This is a genomic window from Bradyrhizobium sp. CCBAU 11434 (assembly GCF_028128895.1).
Taxonomy (GTDB): domain Bacteria; phylum Pseudomonadota; class Alphaproteobacteria; order Rhizobiales; family Xanthobacteraceae; genus Bradyrhizobium; species Bradyrhizobium zhengyangense.
The window spans coordinates 330,563-348,717 of sequence record NZ_LBJX01000102.1 but is presented as its reverse complement, the minus strand read 5'-3'; the positions used below and the strand labels follow the sequence as shown (position 1 = coordinate 348,717).

Sequence of the window (18,155 nt, the reverse complement as noted above, 5' to 3'; positions counted from 1 at the left end):
ATGTCAGGCGATACTAGAGCACGATCCGTGCCACCCGGCAACGCGCGGAAGGCTATCGCGCCAGGCGCTTGGCGAGGTGGACCGACTGCCAGTCGCCGAGCCCGGTATCCTCGAAGCCGGCCTTTTTTGCGAGGCCGCGCATCTCGGCGTTCGCCCGCGCAGTCTCCGCCGCAATCATCTCGTGACCGCGATCGCTCGCATGCCGTTCCATCGCATTCATCATTTGCAGGCCGACGCCTTTGCGCTGAAACACGTCGGCAACGGAGATGGCGAAATCACCGTACCGCGCACCCGCATCGTAGGCGTATCGCGTTTCGCCGATGATCGTGCTCTGGCCCTCCTCCTGCCTGAGTTCGGCGAGCAGGATGAAGTGATCGGGATGGCTGACCTTGGCGACGCATTCAGCCGCAAGCAATGCGACGTCGGCTCGCGCGCCCATGAAGCGCTTGTTACGGCTTGTCGTGGAAAGACCCGTGAAATAGATCGAGAGACTTTCCACGTCACACGCATTGGCGGCTCTGATGCAGACAGTGCCCTTCGTTTGGTTCGACCCGACAACGGTATCTGAAAATAGCTGTGACATGCGCGAGGCCTCGGCAGGTTGCAATGACCGAACACTTAACCGAGGCCGCGCTCCTGCCGCTTGGACACGACCGCCAATCTTGCGGTCGGAAACGAACTGCCGTTGCCCTGTGCCAGGCGTCACACACGGGCCGCTGTCATGCGACCTAGCCAGCCTTACGCCCGCGAGAGCGACGGCACCTCCTCGGGCATGATGGCCTGGAGGCCACCGAAGCGGCGTTCGCGGCCGTGGAAGGAGGCCAACGCCGCGGCGAGATCGCCCGCGTCGAATTCGGGCCACATCCGCTCTGTGAAATGCAGCTCGGCATAGGCGCCCTCCCAGAGCAGGAAGTCCGACAACCGCTTTTCGCCAGAGGTGCGGATGATGAGATCGACGTCGCGCAAGCCGGCCTCGCCGGTGACGAGTTGCGAGAAGGCTTCGCGGGTGAGGCTGGTCAGCGCGGCCGCCTTGGCCGCGGCGTTGAGGATGGCCTCGCGCGCCGAATAGTCGACCGCGATCCGCAGATGCAGCGTGCTGCCGTTTGCGGTGGCGTCCTCAGCGCGCGCGATGGCGCTGGCGATACCATCAGGCAGGCGATCGCGACGGCCGATCACGTTGAGCCGCACGCCGTTTTTCACCAGGCTCTGCACTTCATTGGCGAGATAGAAGCGCAGCAGCGTCATCAGTGCTGCGACCTCGGCCTTGGGCCGGCGCCAATTGTCGGTCGAGAACGCATAGAGCGTCAGCGTGCCGATGCCCTGCTTGGGCGCGGCCTCGACGATGCGGCGGATCGTCTCGACGCCGGCCTCGTGGCCGCGGACGCGCGACAGGCCGCGCCGGGTCGCCCATCGCCCGTTGCCGTCCATGATGATGCCGACATGAAGCTTCTCGTTGTGGGACGTGACGTCACTTTGCATCGCAAAGTCTCCAGTCAAAAAAGGGGGACGATCAGGTCGGGAGAATGCCGAGACGGCCGAGCGGCGGCGCCTCGCGGCCGGCGGCCTTGGCGGCGTCGCGCACGAGGCGTTCGAGCACGGCGAGATAATCGAGGAAGCGCCGGCGGCCGCTCTTGGTCAGACGGCAGGTCGTGTGCGGGCGATTGCCTTCATAACCCTTGGTCACCTCGACGAGGCCGGCGTCCTGGAGCACGGCGAGGTGCCGGCTGAGATTGCCGTCGGTGAGACCGCAGAGCTGCTTCAGATCGGCGAACGCAAGTCCCTTCGGGTGAGCCATCAGCGACGTCAGCAGCCCGAGTCTCGCCTTCTCGTGGATCACACGGTCGAGGCCTTCGTAAGAAAAAGGCGCGCTGTCAGTCTTCGACATCATTGTCTCCGGACGCGAAATACAGAATGGCCGCCATCACCGACTGGCCGATCACGAAAGGCAGCCCCATCGTCCAGGGCGACAACATGTGAGTCCGGCTCGCCAGCACGACCACGGCGAAGCCGGACATGAAGTACCAGGCTCCGGCGAACGCCACGCTGCGCGGCAGCGAGCGAACGGAGGCGAAAATGCCGAGCGACACCAGGATCTGCCACAGCCCCGGCAGCAGCCACAGCGCCTCGGAAGCGAACTTCCACATCACGACCGCAAGCAGGACGCCGGCGACGCCCGCAGGCAGGAACTGCTCGATCGCCTGATGAATCATCGCGTCGGCGAGGCCGGAATGATGACGACGCGAACGCGCACGCATCTCGGTCCAGATCATCAGGCCGGACAGCGTCGCCGCCGCGAACCAGCCGAGAAAGAAGCCGAGCGGCTCGCTCGTGGGATCGCCGATCAACCAGAATTGCAGGATGGCGGTGACAAGCGCGACGGCGCCGGTCGCAGCCATCGTCGCCGGGCCGTAACCGCGGAACGCCGTACCGGCCGCAATCTGGCTGCGGATCGCCACGATGTCGGCCAGTGCCTTGTCGAGATCGCGCATCGGCAATGCCAAAACTCCGCTCCACCCACGCTCACGGACCGGCTTGCCCAGTCACTTTGTATTGCAAAGTATACCGCGTTACAAAGTAAAGGCAAGCCGGAAGTCGACCGCCCGGGGCGTGGCGCCCGCGGACAACTGCCGGTTGCGTCTCGGCCGTCGGCCCAGCTAAGATGCCGCCAAGGTGCCCTGGGGGAAGTCATGAGGTTAAGGTCGTTCGTCGCTGCAGCTCTGCTGCAGGTGTGTCTTGTTGGGACAGCGCACGCGAAGGGACCATTTGGCACCGCCAATGTCGGCGGCTGGGTCGGCGGCGCCTTCAGCAACGACGAGACGGGCGCCTTCTCCCATTGTGCCGCGACGGCGCCTTACGCGAACGGCGTCATCCTCGTCGTGAGCCAGAATGCCGCCGGCATATGGTCGCTCGCCTTTGCAAGTCCCAGCTATCACTTCAACAAGGGCGAGAACGCCGCAATCGACGTGACCTTTGACGGTAAGGACCAAGCCAGGCTGTTCGCCACGGCGTACCGGCCCGACATGCTCACGGCCGTCATGCCGCTCAACGTCGCGCGTACATTTCAGAAGGCGAGCTTGATGGTGGCGACGGCCGGCCACGCTGTTCTGAACTTCGACCTAAGGTCGACCGGGCCGGTGATCGCCGCATTGGCCAATTGCGTGACCAGGGTGAAAGCCGATGGGCTCGACAAGGCCGGTGACTTCACCAAAGGCGCGGCGAAGCCGGCAGCCACGGCAGAGAAGCAAGGTCAGCCGCCAGCCAGCAAATCGGGCAAAGGGACCAGGACTAGCGGCGGCTTTGGCACCGGCTTTGTGGTGAGCGCCAGCGGGCACATCGTCACCAACAACCACGTGATCGACGGTTGCACAGAGCTCAAGGGCAATCTCACCGGTGAAGCCGCGATGGTGTTGCGCGTCGTGTCTGCCGATGCGAACAACGATCTGGCTTTGTTGCAGCCCACGTCAACGGCGACATTCAAGGACTTTGCCCGGATTCGCGATCGCTCCTTCCACTCCGGCGATTCCGTCGTGGCCATCGGCTTTCCCTATCATGGCCTGCTGACGTCGGACTTCACCGTGACGACCGGGATCGTGGGCTCGCTCAGCGGCATGCGCAACGACACGCGTTTCCTGCAAATCAGCGCTCCGGTGCAGCCCGGCAACAGCGGCGGCCCGTTGTTCGACACCAGCGGCCAGATCGTGGGCGTTGTCACCGGGAAGATCCCCGGATTGCGCATTGCAGCGCTGACCGGCGATATTCCTGAGAACATCAACTTCGCCATCAAGACCGGCGCGCTGCGCGACTTCCTCGATAATTCGGTGGTGCCGTACCAGACGGCCGAACCGAAGGGCGAGCTCAAGACCCCCGAGATCGCCGGCAACGCGCGGGCTTACACGATGTTGATCTCGTGCAAAGGTGCGGAAGAGGCCGACGCGAAGAAGTAGCTAGGACGGATTGAAGCACACCGCCACGCCGCCCTTCGCTGTCATTCCCCGCGAAAGCGGGGAATCCAGTACGCCGCGGCTTCTCGTTTTCAGTCACTCCCGTCTCGGTGTACTGGATCGCCCGGTCGAGCCGGGCGATGACACCTTTGGTGTAGACCGAATAGCCCCCTCACCCGTGACAGCACGCGCCTTTCGCCTGCGGCTCATACTGGTCGCGCAAACGCACCCAGTCCATCGGATAGGGCAGGCCTTCCTCGTGACGCCCGAGCGGAGTGAGGTCGAGATATTGGTAAGCCGCGTTCATCATGTCGAGGCCGCGGGCAAAGCAGGAATAGGTGTGAAAGATCTCGCCGGCCTCGTTGCGAAAGAACACGCTGATGCCGGGCAGCTCCGGGCCATAGAACGGCGTGGTGCCGAAATTGTATTTCGGCACGCCCTGGTCGATCTGCTCGCGCGTGAACGAGACCTCGTAATCGTAATTGAAGTCGCTGTTGCCTGATGAGACCCAGTCGAAGGTCCAGCCCATGCGCTTCTTGAAGGCCTCGAGTTTTGCGCTAGGTGCCAGCGAGATAGCGACCATGGTGGTGTCGCGCGCCACCAAATGCGGCACCATGCGCTCGAAGCCATCCACCCAGAACGAACAGCTCTTGCAAGCGGCCTCCCAATCCGGCGCAAACATCACGTGCTGGACCACGAGCTGCGGACGCCCCTTGAAGAGATCGCCAAGCGTCACCTTGCCGTTCGGCCCGTCGAATACATAACTCTTGTCGACCTTCACCCAGGGCAAGGCCCGGCGCTCCTCGGCCAGACGTTCGCGGGCCTGCGAAAATTCCTTCTCATGCGTCAGATGGGCTTTGCGGGCTGCGACCCATTGCTCGCGCGAGACGATCTGATGTTGCTGCATAATATCCTCCTCTGACAGGGATCAGGCGACGAAGCTATCGAGCTTATTAAAGAATGAACTCCAGCCGCGCTGGTGGTTGTCGCGCGCGGCCTCGTCGAAGAACTGGGCATGATGGAAGATCATCAACGTGCCGATGTTGTCGGGCTTCAACGTGATCGTCACCAGCGATTCGCGCTCCGGCGTCGAGTGCCAGGCCCAGGTGAAAACCAGCCGCTCATGCGGCACGACCTCGCGATAGATCCCCCCGGCTTCGAAATATTCACCGTCGTCGCGGGTGAACGAGATGCGGTAGCGACCGCCGGCGCGAACGTCGAGCTCGGCGTTCAGCGTCGCCGGCTTCATGTTCGGCGGCCCGAACCATTGAACTAGTTGTTCGGCTTGCGTCCAGGCGGCGAAGACTTTTTCCGGCCGCGCGCGGAGCCGGCGCGTGAGCGTGAGGCTTGGACCTTCATCTGCCCGTTCGGCTGCATTGGCGACTGCGTTGACCATGGTTTGTCCTCCACAAAGGCGGCAAGTCGGTCGAAGCTCTCGGACCAGAACTGTGCGTAGCGATTGAGCCAGTTCATCGCCTGCTCCATCGGCTGCGCGGTGAGCCGGCAGGACACGGTGCGCCCGGTCTTTTCGCGCACGATCAGGCCCGCGTCGGTGAGCACGTCGAGATGCTTCATGATCGCCGGCAGCGAGACCGGAAACGGCGCCGCCAGCTCGCTTACCGACAGATTTTCGTTCTCGACAAGCCGCGCCAGCAACGCCCGCCGCGTCGGATCGGACAGCGCCGCAAAGGTGCGATCGAGTGCCTCGTCTTTATACTTAACCATAAGGTTTAGTATAGGCGCGGAGGCCCTCCTGTCAATCGGGAACCACGCGAGAAAAAAGCCCCGCCTTTCGGCGGGGCTTCATTCGTGGTGTCGATCACGAGACTGCTACTCGACCTTGAGGCCGGCGAACTCGACGACCTTTTTCCACTTGGCGGTCTCGGCCTCGATGTCCTTGCCGAACGCCTCTGGCGCCTCCACCAGCGGATCGCCGCCGAGCTCGACCAGGCGCTTGGTCATCTCGGGCTCCTTCATGAGCGTGTTGACCTCGTTGTTGAGCTTGGCGATCAGGTCCTTGGGCATGTTCTTCGGTGCGCCCATGCCGAACAGCGCGCTCGCCTCGTAGTCCTTCACGGTCTCGCCGATCGCAGGCACATCAGGCAGTTGCGGCGAGCGCTGCGCCGTGGTCACGCCGAGCGCCCGCAGCGAGCCGGAGCGGATATGCTGGATGATCGAGGGCATGTTGTCGAAGATCACCTGCACCTGGCCGCCGAGCATGTCGGTGATCGCGGGCGCGGCGCCGCGATAGGGCACGTGCTGCATCTTGCAGCCGGTCATCGCCATGAACATCTCGCCCGACAGATGCACCGAGGTGCCATTGCCTGACGAAGCCATGTTCACCTTGCCGGGATTAGCCTTCACATACTCGATGAACTCGGCAACGGTTTTGGCCGGCACATCCTTGTTGACGGTCATCACGTTCGGCACGCGCTGGAACGCGGCGATCGGCGCGATGTCACGAATGAAGTTGAATTTGAGATTGGCGTAGAGCGTCGCGTTGATGTAATTCGCCGGATTGACCAGCAGCACCGTGTAGCCGTCGGGTTCGGCGTTCACGACGGATTCGGTTCCGATATTGTTGCCGGCACCCGGCTTGTTCTCGACCACGAATTGCTGGCCGAGCCGCTCCGACAGGCGCTGGCCGATCAGCCGCGCCAAAATGTCGGTGGCGCCGCCGGGCGGATAACCCACCACGAACTTCACCGGTCGGGACGGATAATCCGCTGCAAGAGCCTTCGACAGCGGGCTGGCCGCAAGCGGAGTCGCGGCGAGCAGGCCCAACGCGGTACGGCGAGTGATCATCTCAAGGGTTCTCTCAGTGTTGTTCTTGAAGCCTGATATCTTGAAAGCTGCGTCGGCGGCGTTGTAACAAAGCCCATCTGCTGCGGAAAGTCCGCAAGGTCCTCGGTGACGAAAGGATAAGGCATGCCGGTGAAGGTTCAGGCCCTCGATCACCTCGTCATCAACGTTGTCGACGTCGCTGCGACCGCCGAGTGGTATCGCAAGATCCTCGGGATGGAAGTCAAGGTATTCGACCCCGGTGGCGGCAAAGCGCCGCGGACCTCGCTTCAATTTGGCCAGCAGAAGATCAACGTGCGGCCGCGTGACGCCGACAAGGTGGAGTGGTTCACGGCCGACCACCAGACTGCCGGCAGCGAGGACCTATGCTTTCTCACCTCCTCAACGCCCGACGAGGTGGTGGCGCATCTAAAGGCCCACGGCGTCGCAATCGAGGAAGGCCCCGTTCCAAGGCAGGGCGCCCGCGGCACGCTGCGCTCGGTCTATTGCCGGGATCCGGATGGCAGCCTGATCGAAATTTCGTCGTACGAGGATTGACGCCTCCATTTGCGCCCCGCGCCGTCCAATGGCAGGAAGACGCAATAATCCATAAGCGGCCGCCATCAGGATGCAGGCTGCACGGGAGGACACATGGCTATCCAACAAACCGCAGCCGGTATCGTGGGCCCGTTCGACGGGCTCGACGTACCCTGGCTGCTGAGGATGCGCGCCGAAGTGCGGCGTGACCACCCGTTCCTGATCTGGGCGCCGTTCGATGCGCCGGCGCGACACTGGAGCTATGGCGAGTTTCACGAGCGGGTCGGCGCACTCGCCGCGGGGCTCGCGAGGCGGGGCGTAAAGCCGGGCGAGTACGTGCTCATTCACCTGGACAATTGCATCGAAGCGCTGCTGGCCTGGTTTGCCTGCGTTGAACTCGGGGCCATCGCCGTTACCACCAACACGCGTTCGGCGCCGGCGGAGATGGAGTATTTCTCCGATCATTGCGGCGCGGTCGCCGCGATCACGCAGCCGGCCTATGCGGAAGTCGTCGCGCAGAACTGCCGCAACCTCAGCTGGATGGCGGTGATTTCGCACGATGCGGGCGCCGCGCCGGCACAGGTCGTCTCGCGCGGCGACAGTTTCAAGTCACTTTTCGCGGACAGCGCCGATCGGCCGAAGCGCGAGACCGATCCGCTCGCGCCATGCAGCGTGCAGTACACCTCCGGCACGACGTCGCGGCCGAAGGCCGTGCTGTGGACCCACGCCAACGCGCTGTGGGGCGCCAAGATAAATGCTGCGCATGAGGACCTTCACGCAAGCGACGTGCACCAGACCTATCTGCCGCTGTTCCACACCAATGCGCTGGCCTATTCCATGCTGGCGACGCTGTGGGTCGGGGCGACCTGCGTGATCCAGCCGCGCTTCTCCGCAAGCCGGTTCTGGAACGTTGCGGGCGAGCACGGCTCGACCTGGACCTCGACCATTCCGTTCTGCATGAAGGCGCTGCTCGAGCAGGAGATCCCGCGGGATCACAAATTCCGCCTGTGGGGCACGGCGGTGAACGAGCCCCCGCCGTTTGCCGCATTCGGCGTCAAGATCATCGGCTGGTGGGGCATGACCGAGACCATCACCCACGGCATCATCGGCGAGGTCGATCAGCCCAACATCCCGATGTCGATCGGCCGTGCCGCGCCCGAGTATCAGATCCGCGTCACCGACGATGACGGCCGGCGGACCGCGGTCGGCGACACCGGCAATCTCGCGATCAAGGGAATCCCGGGCCTGTCGCTGTTCGCCGAATATCTTCACAACGAGAAGGCGACGCGCGAGAGCTTTGACGAGCACGGCTTCTTCCTCACCGGCGATCGCGTCACGCGGCTGGACAACGGCTTCATCAAGTTCGGCGACCGCGCCAAGGACATGCTGAAGGTCGGCGGCGAGAACGTCGCGGCCTCCGAGATCGAGCAGGTCATCGCAATTGTATCGGGCGTGCGCGAGGCCGCGGTGGTGGCGAAGAAGCATCCGATGCTGGATGAGGTGCCCGTCGTCTTCATCATCCCGCATGGCGGCGTCGCGGGTGCGCCGCCTGATCTGCAGGACCGCGTGATGGCGGCCTGCCGCAAGGGCCTTGCCGACTTCAAGGTGCCGCGCGAGATCAGGCTCGTCGACGACATGCCGCGCTCGACCCTGGAGAAGGTGGCGAAGGCGGAGCTGCGGAAGATGGTGGAGTGACGCGGCGGACCGCCGCCTCAGAACGATCCCAGCGCCACCGGGCGGAACGCCTGCAGCAGTTGCTGGTCGAGCTTGCCGCCCATGCCTTCCATCATCGTGAAGGCGCGGGAGTGGGTGAACGGCATGCGGTAGGCGCGCTTCTCGACGAGCGCGGCATAGATGTCGACGATCGTCGTCAGGCGCACGATGTCGCTGATCTGGTTCGACGACAGGCCATTCGGATATCCGCTTCCGTCGAGGAATTCGTGGTGATGCAGCACGACGTCAAGCATCTCCGGTGGGAAGCCGCCTTGCGCCGCGAGCGCGTCATAGCCGCGGCGGGGATGCTGGCGGACTTCGGCCATTTCCTCGTCGGTGAGCTTGCCCGCCTTGTCGAGCAGCGCGGACGGAACGAAGGCCTTGCCGACATCGTGCAGCAGCGCCGCGCGTGTCAGGCGACGCTGGTCGTCCTCGCGCATGCCGAGATGCTGGGCGAAGGACACCGCAAAGCCGGTGACGAACAGGCAGTGCCTGTAGCTGCCGACATGGTGGCAGCCGACGGTGGTGAGCCACTCGCGCAGTGAGGAATGCTTGATCGCCTTCAGGATCTTGTTCTCGGCGGCGATGATGTCGTCGAAGGTCAAGGGAATGCCGAGCGGCAGCTTCTCGAACATCTTCTTCAGCACCGCGTGCGCCGCCTCGACGCCGCGGTTGAGCGTCTTGCCGCGATCGGTCGCGTCATAGACGGCTGTGTCCGGGAAGGCGGCGCGGATGCGCTGCAGGATCGCCTCGGCCTGCAGCGGCCGCGAGATGGTGTCGGTGGCGCCGAGCGCCCAGGCCTGCATGGTGCCGTGATGCAGCGCATCGGCCAGCACGAACAGCCGCGGCATCGAACGGTAGGCCTCGCCGCGCAGCTTGTTGCGCACGCGCTGCACGCTTTCGGGCGAACGGAGGTTGATGTCGACGACGAGGCCGGAGAGATCACGCGAGGGCTGCTCGGGAATCTCCTGCGTGGTCACCGTCGAGACCTCACCAACCGCCTTCAGGATGCTGGCGAGCTCGGTGCTCGCATCGCTCCGGTCGGAGGCAAGCAGAAGCCGGCGTTTGTTGGCGGATTTGGCTGGCGCGTTCATGGCTTCCCCAAAAGCACGGGAGTGTATTTGGCATCAGCCTAAGCCGGATCAGGTTCTCCGGCTCTTAAGAGGCGTGCTCAACGGAACCTGCCAAAATTGCACGCAATTTTACGGATCGGGTTCCCACGAGGGCGAAAACGACCCCATGCACCGTAGAACGGCCATTGAAAACACTGGCTTTTTGGCAAAGAAAAATCCGCCGGAGGTGGCCCTCCGGCGGATCATCTCAGCTCACAACTGCAAGCAGCAGCCTACGCCTTCATCGCCCCCTTCACGGCTTCCGCCGTGATCGGCAGCGCCCGGACGCGGGCGCCGGAGGCGTTGAAGATGGCGTTGCCGATGGCAGGCGCCACGACCGTCACCGCGGGCTCGCCGACACCAGTGGCCTTCTCGCCATTGGCGATCACGGCGACCGCGACCTCCGGCATCTGGCTCATGCGCAAGGGCCTGTAGCTATCGAAATTGGTCTGCTCGATGCCACCGTCCTTCAGCGTCGCCTTCTCGTGCATCGCAAGTGACAGGCCCCACAGTGCCGCGCCCTCGACCTGGGCGCGGATGTTGTCGGGATGCACCTGCGTGCCGACGTCGGTTGCGACCGTGAGCTTCTTCACGGTCACCTCACCCGAGGGGGCCACCGCAACATGCGCGACGCAAGCGGTCCAGCTTGCGGTCGCACGTTCCTGCGACGACACGCAGGCGACGCCCATGCCTTCACCCTTCGGCAGCTTCTTGGTGCCGTAGCCGGCGAGGCCCATCGCGGCGAGCAGCGTGTTGCGCAGCCGCTGCGCGCCGCCGTCGTTCTTGCCGGCGCCGTCGAGCAGCGAGATGCGGAATTGCGCCGGATCCTTGCCGGTCGCCGCCGCGATCTCGTCGATCATGCTTTCGACCGCCCAGAAGGTCCAACCCGGCGCCACCGAGCGGAGCTGGCCCGACGGGGTGGCGTTGTGCGCCATCTCGTTCTTGATCGCGCGCACGTTATGGTTCGGCACCGTGTAGAAGAAGTCCGAACCGTTCACCGTGAACGCGTCGAGCGGGCCCTTCTTGTCGACCGAGGGCGACAGGAAGTCGGGGATGCCCCAGCGCTGGGTCGGCCAAGCCGAGACCACGTCGTGGCTGAGCGCGACGAGCTTGCCGTCGCCGTCCACGCCGGCCTTTACTTTTTGGTAGGTGAGCGGACGCGAGAAATCCATCGTCATGTCGTTCTCGCGCGTGTAGATCACCTTCACCGGCTTGCCCACGGCCTTCGCCGCCTGCACCGCCGGCACCATCATGTCGGCGTCGAGCCTGCGGCCGAAGCCGCCGCCGAGCCACATCTGGTGCATCACCACGAACTTCGGATCGATCCCGGCAGCGCCCGCCGCAATCGCGCCGGAGCGCGTCGCGAACTGGTTTCCGGAATAGATGTGCAGGATGTCGCCCTTGAACTCCGCGGTGGCGTTCATCGGCTCCATCGGCGCGTGGATGTTGATGCTGGTGGTGTATTCCGCCTCCAGCACCTTGGCCGCCGAGCCCAGCGCGGCTGACACGTCGCCGTCCTTGACGAAGAACTGACCGGAATCGTCGAGCCCCTGAAGCCGCTTGGCTTCGTCAAGCAACGACTGGCTCGACAGCTTCGCATTCGGCCCGCCGTCGTAGGCGATCTTCAGCGCCGCCGCGGCCTTCTTGGCGTTGGCGTAGGTGCTCGCGACCGCGACCACCCAGCCCGTTGTCGTCTGGGTCTTGTCGTCGAGGGTGACGGCCTTGATGAAGCCCGGCACCTTCTTTGCGTCGCTGTCGTCGACCGATTTCACCGTGGCGCCGTAGCGCACCGGCGGGGTGACCACCGCGCCATAGGCCATACCCGGAATCATCACGTCGATGCCGTATTTGGCTGTGCCGTTGGTCTTGGAGGGGATGTCGATCTGCGGCACCGACACGCCGATCATGGTGTATTGATCAGGCGTCTTCAGCTTGATCGCCTTCAGCTCGTCGGGCGTGAAGGTCTTCGTTGCCTTGCCGCTCTTGACGATGTCGGCGAAGCTCATCGACTTCTTGGACTTCGGATGCGTGACCATGGAGTCGCGCACGACCAGCTCGTCCTTGAAGTAGGGCGGCAGGCCCATGGCGGCGGCAGCGCCTTCTGTCAGCGCCATGCGCCCGGCGGCACCCGCCCGGCTCATCGCTTCGAAGTTCATCATGGTCGACCAGCTGCCGCCGGTGATCTGCGCACCGAGGACCGGATCGTTGAACTTCGGATCGTTGGAGGCGAGGTTGACCCGCATGTCGCTCCATTTCGCGCCCAGCTCTTCGCAGACGATCTGCGCCATAGTGGAGGCGATGTGTTGGCCCATGTCGGCCTTGCCGCAGGTCACGGTGACGAGACCCTCCGGCGAGATCGAGTACCAGACGCTCGGCTCGAAATTGGCGGGCGCCGCAGCGAGCGCTTCACCGATGCCTGGCACGCCGGCATAGCCGAGCACGAGGCCGGTTGCGGCCGTGCCGACCAGGAAGGAGCGGCGGCTGAAATCAGTGGTCTCAGGTGTGACGTTCTTCACGTGCTTGTTCATGTGGGCCTCCGCTCGTTGCCGGCGGCGGATGCGGTGCGCATCTCGGTGGCGGCGCGCATGATCGCCTTCTGGATCCGCGAATAGGTCATGCAACGGCAGAGATTGCCGTCCATATGCGCCACGACCTCTTCCTTGGTCGGATTGGAATTCTTCGCCAGCAGCGAAGCCGCCTGCATGATCTGCCCCGACTGGCAGTAACCGCATTGCGGCACCTGCTCGGCGATCCATGCCTTCTGCAAGGGATGATCGCCCTTGGCGGAAAGACCTTCGATGGTGGTGATCTTCTTGCCGGCGACATCGCCGACCATGGTCTGGCACGAGCGTACGGCTTCGCCGTTGACGTGCACGGTGCAGGCACCGCACAGGCCGGCACCGCAGCCGAATTTCGTGCCGGTCATCTGCAATTGTTCGCGGATGGCCCAAAGGAGCGGCGTGTCGTTCGCCGCATCCACGGACATACTCCGCCCGTTGATCGTGAGCGTTGGCATAGGCGTCTTCCCCTGCCGGTGCATGAAGCCGCTTACGGCGGCGACTTGAGTGACGGACGCCCACCGGGCTGGCCTCCGCCTTGTGCGCAAGAATGATCGTGTTCGCGCACAGAGGCAAATGCAATTTGGAACCGATCGAGACAAACTCGGAAATCACGTGTTGTGCGTTGCGACAACGGCGCTGACGTTAGCGACTGGACACAACAAGATGGCGCGGCGAGGAATGCATCCATCGCAATCGCGACGGTTTCCTCCGAGTAACCGCACAGGCTAGGATGTGAGGTCAGCCAACGCTGACCTCGCGGCGACAGTTCTCGACAATAGAAAGAAGAGGCGGAAGCAATGCCAAGGATCGATCGGGACGGCGTCGGCATCTACTACGAGATTCATGGCGATGGGCCGCTGCTGTTGCTCACCCATGGCTATTCCTCGACCTCGGCGATGTGGAATGGGCAGATCGACGCGCTGGCGAAAGACCACAAGCTCGTGCTGTGGGACATGCGCGGTCACGGCCAGTCCGACTATCCCGATGATCCCAAAGCCTACAGCGAAGCGCTCACGGTCGGCGACATGGCGGCGATCCTCGATGCCGTCGGCGCCGAGCGCGCCATCATCGGCGGGCTGTCGCTCGGCGGCTACATGTCGCTCGCGTTCTATCGCGCCCATCCCGCACGTACGCGCGCACTGCTGATCATCGACACCGGGCCCGGCTTCAAAAAAGACGACGCACGCGAGGCCTGGAATGCGCGGGCGCTCGCCACTGCCGACAAGCTCGACCAGGAAGGTCTCGCTGTGCTGAAGGCGGCGACCCGCGAGCGCGCCACCGCCAGTCACCGCAACGCCAAGGGGCTGGCGCTCGCCGCGCGCGGTATGCTGACCCAGCGCGATGCCGCGGTGATGGAGCTGCTGCCTGATATAAAGGTGCCGTCGCTGATCGTGGTCGGCGCCGACGACACGCCGTTCCTGGCGGCGTCGGATTACATGGCGGCCAAGATCCCCGGCGCACAAAAGGTCGTGATCCCCGCGGCCGGACACGCCGTCAACATCGACCAGCCCAAGGCTTTTGTTGACGCCGTGGTGCCTTTCCTGAAGAACTTGCCGGCATAGGCGGCGAGACGAGGATTCACGACCATGAAGCGGGCAATCTTGGCTGCGGGCGCGGCGCTTCTCTCAATGGCGGCGTCGGCGCAGGCGGAGCCGTTCGGCACGGTGCCGTTGCGCCGTCCCTTCGTCGACACCTTGTCGAACAACATGCCCCTGGCGTTCGGGATGGACGCGGACCAAACCGCGCATGCGCTCGGCCAGCCCCTGCAATACGTCAAGGGACGGCCCGGCAACGAGATCTATCTCGCTCTTCGCGATCTCGGTGGCAGCGGACTGGTGCCGTCCCGTCACCGCCTGTTCCTGCAATTCCGTCATGGACGGCTGGCAGGATGGAAAGAGGACTACGGCGACAACTGGATGTGGGAGTGACTGATAACTGCGAACCCCGCATCAACGATCAACCAAAAAGGACAACCCGCGTGGGACAAGACATCAAACTGACGGCGTCGGACAATTTCCAGCTTGGCGCCTATCGCGCCGATCCGACCAGCGCGCCGAAGGGCGCGGTGGTGGTGATCCAGGAGATTTTTGGCGTCAATCATCACATCCGCTCGGTCTGCGACCGCCTCGCGGGCGAAGGCTATGTCGCGATCGCGCCGTCGATCTTCGACCGGACGTCGCCAGGCTTCCAGTCGGGCTATACGCCCGATGAGATCGCGGAGGCGCGCAAGTTCGTCGCCAATCCGGATTGGGCAGCGATGCTGCGAGACACGCAAGCCGCGATCGATGCGGTGAAGGGCGTCGGTCCGGTCGGCATCATCGGCTTTTGCCTCGGCGGCAGCGTTGCCTTTGTCGCGGCGACGCGACTGACGGGCCTGAAGGCCGCGATCGGCTATTACGGCGGCGCCGTCGTGCGCTTTGCCGACGAGACGCCGAAGGTGCCGACGCAATTGCATTTCGGCGAGAAGGATGCTGGCATTCCGCTCACCGACGTCGAGACCGTCAAGGCAAAGCGGCCTGACGTCGAGGTCTTCATCTATCCCGGCGCCCAGCACGGCTTCCATTGCGACGAGCGGCCGAGCTACGACAAGGCCAGCTCCGAGATCGCCTGGCCACGCAGCATGGCGTTTTTGGCGAAGCATCTGACAAAGTAGCGCGCGTAACTCTCTCCTCCGTCATTCCGGGATGCGCCGCGAAGCGGTGCAGGCCCGGAATGACGAGAGGAGAGAGCGGAAATCGGGTGGCTGCACCACGCCGCCCGGCGATAGAGCTGGCTGATCAAGCCAGGTCACGCCGGGAGAGCGTCATGCAACAGGCCAACACCAATATCGTCATTCGCAACCCGTTCGGCACCATGGATGTGCCTGCGCCCGGCGACGCTGAAGTCATGCACTACGCGATATCAGTTGCGCTTGCCGGCGATGCCGCGGACGTCAACGCGGCGCAATGGGCCTCCATTCCCGCACCTTCCGATCCACTCGAAGGCGCCTGGGCGAGCCGCTGGAACGGCGGTGCTGACCCAACCATATCGGGCGATACGCCGGAGCTTTGGAAACAGGGGCGCGCGGAGGTGCGCGTCGTGCGCGAGCGGATCTATCTGCGGTTCGATTGGGACAATGGCCGACGGCACGGGCTGATCGATGCTATCAGCGAGAGCGGCAATGGGCTGATCGGGAAATACATCAACCTGACCAATCCCGCGATCGTCAGGCCATGGATCGGGCTGGTGGTTGACACCAACAGGATCGACGGATGCTTTCCGAACGGGCGGCTTGATTTCAGGCGGTGAACGACGCGAGGCGCGCGACTAGAACCAGCGCTCGCCGACGAACACGGTGTCGCCGGGGCTGACGGGCGTGCCGAGCGGCACGACGGCGCGCATGGCGCCGCCGGCTTCGGTGTGGGTCACGGTGACCATGTCGCGCTTGGCGCGCGGCGAGAAGCCGCCGGCGATCGCGACCGCGCTCTCGACCGTCATGTTGGGCACGTAAGGATATTGGCCGGGGGCTGCGACTTCGCCGAGGATGAAGAACGGGCGGTAGGACTCGATCTCCACGGCGACAGACGGTTCGCGGATAAAGCCGTTGCGCAGGCGCGCAGCGATCTCTCCGGCAAGGCCCGCCGGGGTGCGGCCACGCGCCGGCACCGATCCGATCAGCGGCATGGTGATGGAGCCACCGGCATCGATGGCGTAACTGTTGGTGAGACCTTCCTGGCCGTAGACCACGACACGCAGCTTGTCGCCGGCATCGAGATGATACGAAGCGTCGTAGCGGACGGGGGCGGCCACCATCGGCGCGGCATAGGCGACCGGAACGGGCGCGGGACCCGAGGCAAAGGAATTGGTGAGCGCATCGATGGCGCCACCGCCATTGGCGACGACGACCGGCGGCGGCGCGCTGTAGGGCTGGCCATAGGCCATGGTGTCGAGATCGGGGCGGGGCTGCACATAAGCGACGGGACCTGTGGTCTGCATGCAGCCGCCCAGGGTCAGCGCGGCGGACGCTGCCATGATCGACCATCGAAACGCGCGCAGAACCCGCACCGGACCATCCCTACAACCGAGACAGCTCCAGTCTTGCACCCGTTATGGTTAACAAAGGGTTGAGGGGGGCCTCGGCGCCAGCCGCTTGGTGTCATTCCGGGGCGACGCGTCAGCGTCGAACCCGGAATCTCGCGCTGCAATTTCTGGATTCCGGGTTCGCGCTGGCGCGCGCCCCCGGAATGACGGGTGGATGCCTTACGCGCTCACACCAACACCGATCGGGCACGACACGCCGGTGCCGCCCAGGCCGCAATAGCCGGCGGGGTTCTTCGCCAGATATTGCTGATGATAGTCCTCGGCAAAATAGAACGCGCCGGCAGGCCCGATCTCGGTGGTGATGGCGCCGAGACCCTTGGCCTTGAGCGCCTTCTGATAGAGCGCCTTCGACTCGTCTGCGGCCTTCTTCTGCGCATCGGAGGAGGTATAGATCGCACTCCGATATTGTGTGCCGACATCGTTGCCCTGGCGCATGCCCTGCGTCGGGTTGTGGTTCTCCCAGAACGTCTTCAGCAGCTTCTCGTAGGAGATCTTCTCGGGATCGAACACGACCAGCACCACTTCGGTGTGGCCGGTGCGGCCAGAGCAGGTCTCTTCATAAGTCGGGTTCGGCGTGTGACCGCCTGCATAGCCGACGGCAGTGGTGTAGATGCCCTCGCCAAGCTCCCAGAATTTCCGCTCGGCGCCCCAGAAGCAGCCGAGCCCGAATACGGCTTGCTCGAGGCCCGCAGGATAGGGCGGCTTCAACTTGCTGCCGTTGACGAAATGGATGCTCGCGGTGGGGATCGGTTGCGCACGACCGGGCAGCGCGTCAGCTGCATCAGGCAATGCGGTGGACTTGCGCATGAACAGCATGATGGATCTCCGAGAAACGAGCTGGCGCGCGCCTGAGCTCGTTGCTCTGGCGGCGGGCTCGCGATCAGGTGGGAATATAGGTCTCTACGCAGGAAGCGGCAGTCTTGTTACGCCGCCGCTCGCTGCTCAGTCCCGGCGGGAATTGAAGCTCAATCCCGGGTATAGCCGATCAGCGGCTTGCGCGGGCGGAACAGGATCATCAGCAAAATGCCGAGCAGGCCGAGGACGGCGAAAACCGGCTGGTCCAGCACCAGGCGGATCACCGAGGTCCACAGCCAGGGCGCCTTGGCCTCGACCCAGGCCCGGAAGGCGGACTGGCTGGCCTGGTTGATGTCATTCCAGAACTGGCCGAACCGGGTGAAACGGAGGGTCTGGTCGGCCACCCAGCGGGCACCGTCATAGACCATGAAGAAGAATCCGCCGGCCAGCAGCAGCAAGCCAATCAGTCGGAAAAAGCCGCGGATCATGCCCCACCCAATATGGTCACCCGATCGGACGACCCCTATAAACGCCGTCAGCCAATAGCCAAGAGACGGCAGAAATTCAACCTCATCAGGGCGTTACGGCCCTACTTGGCGGCACCTCGGGCCCGCTTTTCCAGCCCCTAAAGCGTT

20 protein-coding genes and 1 pseudogene are annotated in these 18,155 nt (G+C 64.0%); 7 read left to right on the top strand and 14 right to left on the bottom strand.

Features of this window, described 5'->3' with window-relative positions:
- Window positions 1-52 precede the first annotated feature (52 nt).
- The 4 genes from XI06_RS38920 to XI06_RS38905 all read right to left on the bottom strand — a co-directional run bounded on the left by XI06_RS38920 (window position 53) and on the right by XI06_RS38905 (window position 2,489).
- Window positions 53-583, bottom strand: a complete 531-nt coding sequence (locus XI06_RS38920; RefSeq protein ID WP_271607743.1) for a GNAT family N-acetyltransferase — start codon at window positions 581-583, stop codon at window positions 53-55.
- Window positions 584-738: 155 nt separating this feature from the next.
- Window positions 739-1,479, bottom strand: a complete 741-nt coding sequence (locus XI06_RS38915; protein WP_237871777.1) for a di-trans,poly-cis-decaprenylcistransferase — start codon at window positions 1,477-1,479, stop codon at window positions 739-741.
- Window positions 1,480-1,510: 31 nt separating this feature from the next.
- Window positions 1,511-1,885: a transcriptional regulator gene (locus XI06_RS38910; protein WP_237860520.1), complete on the bottom strand. Its 375-nt coding sequence runs from the start codon at window positions 1,883-1,885 to the stop codon at window positions 1,511-1,513.
- A complete protein-coding gene (locus XI06_RS38905) occupies window positions 1,872-2,489 on the bottom strand; it encodes a hypothetical protein (RefSeq protein ID WP_237861307.1) in 618 nt (205 codons plus the stop codon). Before XI06_RS38905 ends, XI06_RS38910 begins: the two co-directional genes overlap by 14 nt.
- A gap of 198 nt (window positions 2,490-2,687) precedes the next feature.
- On the opposite strand from XI06_RS38905, the gene XI06_RS38900 reads away from it, so the two are divergent.
- Window positions 2,688-3,944, top strand: coding sequence for a S1C family serine protease (locus XI06_RS38900; RefSeq protein WP_271607742.1), 1,257 nt, complete (start codon window positions 2,688-2,690; stop codon window positions 3,942-3,944).
- Between the two features lie 169 nt (window positions 3,945-4,113).
- On the opposite strand, the gene XI06_RS38895 is transcribed toward XI06_RS38900, so the two are convergent.
- The 4 genes and pseudogenes from XI06_RS38895 to XI06_RS38880 form a co-directional block, all read right to left on the bottom strand.
- Window positions 4,114-4,848, bottom strand: a complete 735-nt coding sequence (locus XI06_RS38895; protein WP_237860525.1) for a DUF899 domain-containing protein — start codon at window positions 4,846-4,848, stop codon at window positions 4,114-4,116.
- Between the two features lie 21 nt (window positions 4,849-4,869).
- Window positions 4,870-5,202, bottom strand: a pseudogene (locus XI06_RS38890) (SRPBCC family protein); the annotation flags it as partial.
- 11 nt (window positions 5,203-5,213) lie between these two features.
- Entirely contained in the window at window positions 5,214-5,666 is a 453-nt protein-coding gene (locus XI06_RS38885) for an ArsR/SmtB family transcription factor (RefSeq protein WP_237860527.1), read from the bottom strand.
- 105 nt (window positions 5,667-5,771) lie between these two features.
- A complete protein-coding gene (locus XI06_RS38880) occupies window positions 5,772-6,746 on the bottom strand; it encodes a Bug family tripartite tricarboxylate transporter substrate binding protein (RefSeq protein WP_237871781.1) in 975 nt (324 codons plus the stop codon).
- A 123-nt stretch (window positions 6,747-6,869) separates the two neighbouring features.
- Between XI06_RS38880 and XI06_RS38875 the strand changes: the two genes are divergently transcribed.
- Both XI06_RS38875 and XI06_RS38870 read left to right on the top strand, forming a co-directional pair.
- The gene (locus XI06_RS38875; RefSeq protein ID WP_237860532.1) at window positions 6,870-7,280 is read left to right on the top strand and encodes a VOC family protein; all 411 of its coding nucleotides are present in this window, start codon (window positions 6,870-6,872) and stop codon (window positions 7,278-7,280) included.
- A gap of 93 nt (window positions 7,281-7,373) precedes the next feature.
- Window positions 7,374-8,954, top strand: a complete 1,581-nt coding sequence (locus tag XI06_RS38870; protein ID WP_271607741.1) for an AMP-binding protein — start codon at window positions 7,374-7,376, stop codon at window positions 8,952-8,954.
- Between the two features lie 17 nt (window positions 8,955-8,971).
- Here XI06_RS38870 and XI06_RS38865 read toward each other — a convergent pair whose 3' ends face one another.
- The 3 genes from XI06_RS38865 to XI06_RS38855 all read right to left on the bottom strand — a co-directional run bounded on the left by XI06_RS38865 (window position 8,972) and on the right by XI06_RS38855 (window position 13,100).
- Window positions 8,972-10,066: an HD-GYP domain-containing protein gene (locus tag XI06_RS38865; protein ID WP_237860536.1), complete on the bottom strand. Its 1,095-nt coding sequence runs from the start codon at window positions 10,064-10,066 to the stop codon at window positions 8,972-8,974.
- A gap of 251 nt (window positions 10,067-10,317) precedes the next feature.
- On the bottom strand, window positions 10,318-12,612 hold the full coding sequence (locus XI06_RS38860) for a xanthine dehydrogenase family protein molybdopterin-binding subunit (protein ID WP_271607740.1): 2,295 nt from the start codon (window positions 12,610-12,612) through the stop codon (window positions 10,318-10,320).
- A complete protein-coding gene (locus tag XI06_RS38855) occupies window positions 12,609-13,100 on the bottom strand; it encodes a (2Fe-2S)-binding protein (protein WP_057754010.1) in 492 nt (163 codons plus the stop codon). The genes XI06_RS38860 and XI06_RS38855 overlap by 4 nt, the downstream gene beginning before the upstream one ends.
- 342 nt (window positions 13,101-13,442) lie before the next feature.
- Here XI06_RS38855 and XI06_RS38850 point away from each other — a divergent pair, with 342 nt between their 5' ends.
- From XI06_RS38850 to XI06_RS38835, 4 genes are all read left to right on the top strand, one after another.
- Window positions 13,443-14,207: an alpha/beta fold hydrolase gene (locus tag XI06_RS38850; RefSeq protein ID WP_271607739.1), complete on the top strand. Its 765-nt coding sequence runs from the start codon at window positions 13,443-13,445 to the stop codon at window positions 14,205-14,207.
- Between the two features lie 24 nt (window positions 14,208-14,231).
- Complete coding sequence (locus tag XI06_RS38845) at window positions 14,232-14,573, top strand: hypothetical protein (protein WP_237860543.1); 342 nt, start codon at window positions 14,232-14,234, stop codon at window positions 14,571-14,573.
- 50 nt (window positions 14,574-14,623) lie between these two features.
- A complete protein-coding gene (locus XI06_RS38840; RefSeq protein WP_271607738.1) occupies window positions 14,624-15,298 on the top strand; it encodes a dienelactone hydrolase family protein in 675 nt (224 codons plus the stop codon).
- Window positions 15,299-15,450: 152 nt separating this feature from the next.
- Window positions 15,451-15,933, top strand: coding sequence for a hypothetical protein (locus tag XI06_RS38835; RefSeq protein ID WP_271607737.1), 483 nt, complete (start codon window positions 15,451-15,453; stop codon window positions 15,931-15,933).
- A gap of 18 nt (window positions 15,934-15,951) precedes the next feature.
- Here the strand turns inward: XI06_RS38835 and XI06_RS38830 are convergent, their stop codons facing one another.
- The 3 genes from XI06_RS38830 to XI06_RS38820 all read right to left on the bottom strand — a co-directional run bounded on the left by XI06_RS38830 (window position 15,952) and on the right by XI06_RS38820 (window position 18,008).
- On the bottom strand, window positions 15,952-16,656 hold the full coding sequence (locus tag XI06_RS38830; RefSeq protein WP_237860549.1) for a polysaccharide biosynthesis/export family protein: 705 nt from the start codon (window positions 16,654-16,656) through the stop codon (window positions 15,952-15,954).
- Window positions 16,657-16,884: 228 nt separating this feature from the next.
- The gene (gene msrA / locus XI06_RS38825) at window positions 16,885-17,541 is read right to left on the bottom strand and encodes a peptide-methionine (S)-S-oxide reductase MsrA (RefSeq protein WP_271607736.1); all 657 of its coding nucleotides are present in this window, start codon (window positions 17,539-17,541) and stop codon (window positions 16,885-16,887) included.
- Window positions 17,542-17,690: 149 nt separating this feature from the next.
- Window positions 17,691-18,008: a hypothetical protein gene (locus XI06_RS38820; protein WP_271607735.1), complete on the bottom strand. Its 318-nt coding sequence runs from the start codon at window positions 18,006-18,008 to the stop codon at window positions 17,691-17,693.
- Between the last annotated feature and the right edge of the window lie 147 nt (window positions 18,009-18,155).

Bases quoted from the DNA above. Each gene is read 5' to 3' on its own strand.
- XI06_RS38920 (WP_271607743.1), bottom strand. From the start codon at position 583: ATGTCACAGCTATTTTCAGATACCGTTGTCGGGTCGAACCAAACGAAG.
- XI06_RS38915 (WP_237871777.1), bottom strand. From the start codon at position 1,479: ATGCAAAGTGACGTCACGTCCCACAACGAGAAGCTTCATGTCGGCATC.
- XI06_RS38910 (WP_237860520.1), bottom strand. From the start codon at position 1,885: ATGTCGAAGACTGACAGCGCGCCTTTTTCTTACGAAGGCCTCGACCGT.
- XI06_RS38905 (WP_237861307.1), bottom strand. From the start codon at position 2,489: ATGCGCGATCTCGACAAGGCACTGGCCGACATCGTGGCGATCCGCAGC.
- XI06_RS38900 (WP_271607742.1), top strand. From the start codon at position 2,688: ATGAGGTTAAGGTCGTTCGTCGCTGCAGCTCTGCTGCAGGTGTGTCTT.
- XI06_RS38895 (WP_237860525.1), bottom strand. From the start codon at position 4,848: ATGCAGCAACATCAGATCGTCTCGCGCGAGCAATGGGTCGCAGCCCGC.
- XI06_RS38885 (WP_237860527.1), bottom strand. From the start codon at position 5,666: ATGGTTAAGTATAAAGACGAGGCACTCGATCGCACCTTTGCGGCGCTG.
- XI06_RS38880 (WP_237871781.1), bottom strand. From the start codon at position 6,746: ATGATCACTCGCCGTACCGCGTTGGGCCTGCTCGCCGCGACTCCGCTT.
- XI06_RS38875 (WP_237860532.1), top strand. From the start codon at position 6,870: ATGCCGGTGAAGGTTCAGGCCCTCGATCACCTCGTCATCAACGTTGTC.
- XI06_RS38870 (WP_271607741.1), top strand. From the start codon at position 7,374: ATGGCTATCCAACAAACCGCAGCCGGTATCGTGGGCCCGTTCGACGGG.
- XI06_RS38865 (WP_237860536.1), bottom strand. From the start codon at position 10,066: ATGAACGCGCCAGCCAAATCCGCCAACAAACGCCGGCTTCTGCTTGCC.
- XI06_RS38860 (WP_271607740.1), bottom strand. From the start codon at position 12,612: ATGAACAAGCACGTGAAGAACGTCACACCTGAGACCACTGATTTCAGC.
- XI06_RS38855 (WP_057754010.1), bottom strand. From the start codon at position 13,100: ATGCCAACGCTCACGATCAACGGGCGGAGTATGTCCGTGGATGCGGCG.
- XI06_RS38850 (WP_271607739.1), top strand. From the start codon at position 13,443: ATGCCAAGGATCGATCGGGACGGCGTCGGCATCTACTACGAGATTCAT.
- XI06_RS38845 (WP_237860543.1), top strand. From the start codon at position 14,232: ATGAAGCGGGCAATCTTGGCTGCGGGCGCGGCGCTTCTCTCAATGGCG.
- XI06_RS38835 (WP_271607737.1), top strand. From the start codon at position 15,451: ATGCAACAGGCCAACACCAATATCGTCATTCGCAACCCGTTCGGCACC.
- XI06_RS38830 (WP_237860549.1), bottom strand. From the start codon at position 16,656: ATGGCAGCGTCCGCCGCGCTGACCCTGGGCGGCTGCATGCAGACCACA.
- msrA (WP_271607736.1), bottom strand. From the start codon at position 17,541: ATGCTGTTCATGCGCAAGTCCACCGCATTGCCTGATGCAGCTGACGCG.
- XI06_RS38820 (WP_271607735.1), bottom strand. From the start codon at position 18,008: ATGATCCGCGGCTTTTTCCGACTGATTGGCTTGCTGCTGCTGGCCGGC.